This is a genomic window from Mesorhizobium sp. BAC0120, from assembly GCF_033542235.1.
Classification (GTDB): domain Bacteria; phylum Pseudomonadota; class Alphaproteobacteria; order Rhizobiales; family Rhizobiaceae; genus JAWRCU01.
Map to the genome: position 1 here is coordinate 2,501 of NZ_JAWRCU010000041.1, position 3,368 is coordinate 5,868.

Here is a 3,368-nt window from a genome sequence, read left to right on the forward strand (position 1 = left end):
TAACCGCGCCATCGAACAGATCTCGAGAAGCTGGTCTTTCGTGCCAATGGCATCGGGGTAAAACCCGGTGGGCATTGGCAATGAGAACGATCAAGTGTCTTAAGGGCAATTGGTGGATGCCTTGGCATGCACAGGCGATGAAGGACGTGATACGCTGCGATAAGCCACGGGGAGGTGCGAATACCCTTTGATCCGTGGATTTCCGAATGGGGAAACCCACCTAAGATACTTGGAAAATCAGAGCGGCTTGCAGCTGATGGCTGTGAGCCGTTGTGGTTTCCAAGTATCGAGAATAGGTAACTTACCCTGAATCTATAGGGGTAAAGTGGCGAACGCGGGGAACTGAAACATCTAAGTACCCGTAGGAAAGGACATCAACCGAGACTCCGGGAGTAGTGGCGAGCGAAACCGGACCAGGCCAGTGGCTTTTGTGAGCTAAGCGGAACCTTCTGGAAAGTTGGGCCGTAGCGGGTGACAGCCCCGTACGCGTAATGCAAGCAAAAGTCCTCGAGTAAGGCGGGACACGTGAAATCCTGTCTGAAATTGGGGGGACCACCCTCCAAGCCTAAGTACTCGTGCATGACCGATAGCGAACTAGTACCGTGAGGGAAAGGTGAAAAGCACCCCGACAAGGGGAGTGAAAAAGTACCTGAAACCGGTTGCCTACAAACAGACGGAGCCCGCAAGGGTGACGTCGTACCTTTTGTATAATGGGTCAGCGACTTAGTGTGACGAGCAAGCTTAAACCGATAGGTGTAGGCGCAGCGAAAGCGAGTCTGAACAGGGCGTTCAGTTCGTCGCATTAGACCCGAAACCGAGTGATCTAGCCATGAGCAGGCTGAAGGTAAGGTAACACTTACTGGAGGGCCGAACCCATAACTGTTGCAATAGTTCGGGATGACTTGTGGCTAGGGGTGAAAGGCCAATCAAACTCGGAAATAGCTGGTTCTCCGCGAAATCTATTTAGGTAGAGCGTCGACCGAATACCCTGGGGGGTAGAGCACTGCATGGGCTAGGGGTCCTCACCGGATTACCAAACCTAAGCAAACTCCGAATACCCAGGAGTACTAGTCGGCAGACACACGGCGGGTGCTAACGTCCGTCGTGGAGAGGGAAACAACCCTGACCACCAGCTAAGGTCCCCAAGTTATGGCTAAGTGGGAAAGGATGTGAGGATCCCAAAACAACCAGGATGTTGGCTTAGAAGCAGCCATCATTTAAAGAAAGCGTAACAGCTCACTGGTCTAAATAAGGGTCTTTGCGCCGAAAATGTAACGGGGCTCAAGCCATACACCGAAGCTGTGGGTGCATCGTAAGATGCGCGGTAGCGGAGCGTTCCGTAAGCCCGTGAAGGGAGACCCGCGAGGGCTCCTGGAGGTATCGGAAGTGCGAATGCTGACATGAGTAACGTAAGGGGTGTGAGAGACACCCCCGCCGAAAGTCCAAGGGTTCCTGCTTAAAGTTAATCTGAGCAGGGTTAGCCGGCCCCTAAGTCGAGGCAGAAATGCGTAGACGATGGGAATCACGTTAATATTCGTGAGCCTGGAGGTAGTGACGGATCATCAGGGTTGTCAGTCCTTATCGGATTGGTCTGGCAACTGCGTGGTCCCAGGAAATAGCTCCTCCTTATAGCCCGTACCCGAAACCGACTCTGGTGGACAGGTAGAGTATACCAAGGCGCTTGAGAGAACTATGCTGAAGGAACTCGGCAAATTGCACGCGTAACTTCGGGATAAGCGTGACCCTTCGGTGGGCAACCATCGGGGGGTGGCACAGACCAGGGGGTAGCGACTGTTTATCAAAAACACAGGGCTCTGCGAAGTCGCAAGACGACGTATAGGGTCTGACGCCTGCCCGGTGCTGGAAGGTTAAGAGGAGGGGTGCAAGCTCTGAATCGAAGCCCCAGTAAACGGCGGCCGTAACTATAACGGTCCTAAGGTAGCGAAATTCCTTGTCGGGTAAGTTCCGACCTGCACGAATGGCGTAACGACTTCCCCGCTGTCTCCAGCATAGACTCAGTGAAATTGAATTCCCCGTGAAGATGCGGGGTTCCTGCGGTTAGACGGAAAGACCCCGTGCACCTTTACTATAGCTTTACATTGGCATTCGTAGTTGCATGTGTAGGATAGGTGGTAGGCTTTGAAGCCGGGGCGCCAGCCTCGGTGGAGCCACCCTTGAAATACCACCCTTGCGACTATGGATGTCTAACCGCGGCCCGTTACCCGGGTCCGGGACAATGTATGGTGGGTAGTTTGACTGGGGCGGTCGCCTCCCAAAGAGTAACGGAGGCGCGCGATGGTGGGCTCAGAACGGTCGGAAATCGTTCGCTGAGTGCAATGGCATAAGCCTGCCTGACTGCGAGACTGACAAGTCGAGCAGAGACGAAAGTCGGTCATAGTGATCCGGTGGTCCCGTGTGGAAGGGCCATCGCTCAACGGATAAAAGGTACGCCGGGGATAACAGGCTGATGACCCCCAAGAGTCCATATCGACGGGGTTGTTTGGCACCTCGATGTCGACTCATCGCATCCTGGGGCTGGAGCAGGTCCCAAGGGTATGGCTGTTCGCCATTTAAAGCGGTACGTGAGTTGGGTTCAGAACGTCGTGAGACAGTTCGGTCCCTATCTGCCGTGGGTGTAGGAATATTGAGAGGATCTGTCCTTAGTACGAGAGGACCGGGATGGACGTACCTCTGGTGGACCTGTTGTGGCGCCAGCCGCATCGCAGGGTAGCTATGTACGGTCGGGATAACCGCTGAAGGCATCTAAGCGGGAAACCCACCTCGAAACGAGTATTCCCTGAGAGTCGTGGAAGACGACCACGTTGATAGGCCGGGTGTGGAAGTGCGGCAACGCATGAAGCTTACCGGTACTAATAGCTCGATCGGCTTGATCGTTCTCATTATCTATGCCCATCGCATATGCGACGGCACGAAAGAGCCAATAGCGTGTAGCGAATAGGGTTTTGAAATCCCTACTCGCTATTCCCCATTCGCTATTCGCTTCATCCCAGCTTCTCGAACAGCATGCGTTTCGCCGACCTGGTGGTTATGGCGGGGCGGCTGCACCCGTTCCCATTCCGAACACGGCCGTGAAACGCCCCAGCGCTGATGGTACTTCGTCTCAAGACGCGGGAGAGTAGGTCGCTGCCAGGTCTGCTAAACGCATGCTCATTCTTCTCTTTGCGAAGCCCGCCTCTCGGCGGCTCAAAAGGCCGCCACCGAGCGGCCTTTCATATGCGCAGAACCTGAATTGCGTCGGCAAACACCGACGTCTTGCCGGTGACGCGGGGTGGAGCAGCCCGGTAGCTCGTCAGGCTCATAACCTGAAGGTCGCAAGTTCAAATCTTGCCCCCGCAACCAAACCAAAA

At 54.7% G+C, this 3,368-nt stretch carries 1 tRNA gene and 2 rRNA genes; all 3 read left to right on the plus strand.

What is annotated here, in order from left to right:
- Positions 1-88: 88 nt before the first annotated feature.
- The 3 genes from SAZ10_RS33450 to SAZ10_RS33460 all read left to right on the plus strand — a co-directional run bounded on the left by SAZ10_RS33450 (position 89) and on the right by SAZ10_RS33460 (position 3,360).
- Positions 89-2,895: ribosomal RNA gene (locus SAZ10_RS33450) — 23S ribosomal RNA — on the plus strand.
- A gap of 143 nt (positions 2,896-3,038) precedes the next feature.
- A 5S ribosomal RNA gene (gene rrf / locus SAZ10_RS33455) occupies positions 3,039-3,153 on the plus strand.
- A gap of 130 nt (positions 3,154-3,283) precedes the next feature.
- A tRNA-Met gene (locus SAZ10_RS33460) sits at positions 3,284-3,360 on the plus strand.
- Positions 3,361-3,368 lie beyond the last annotated feature (8 nt).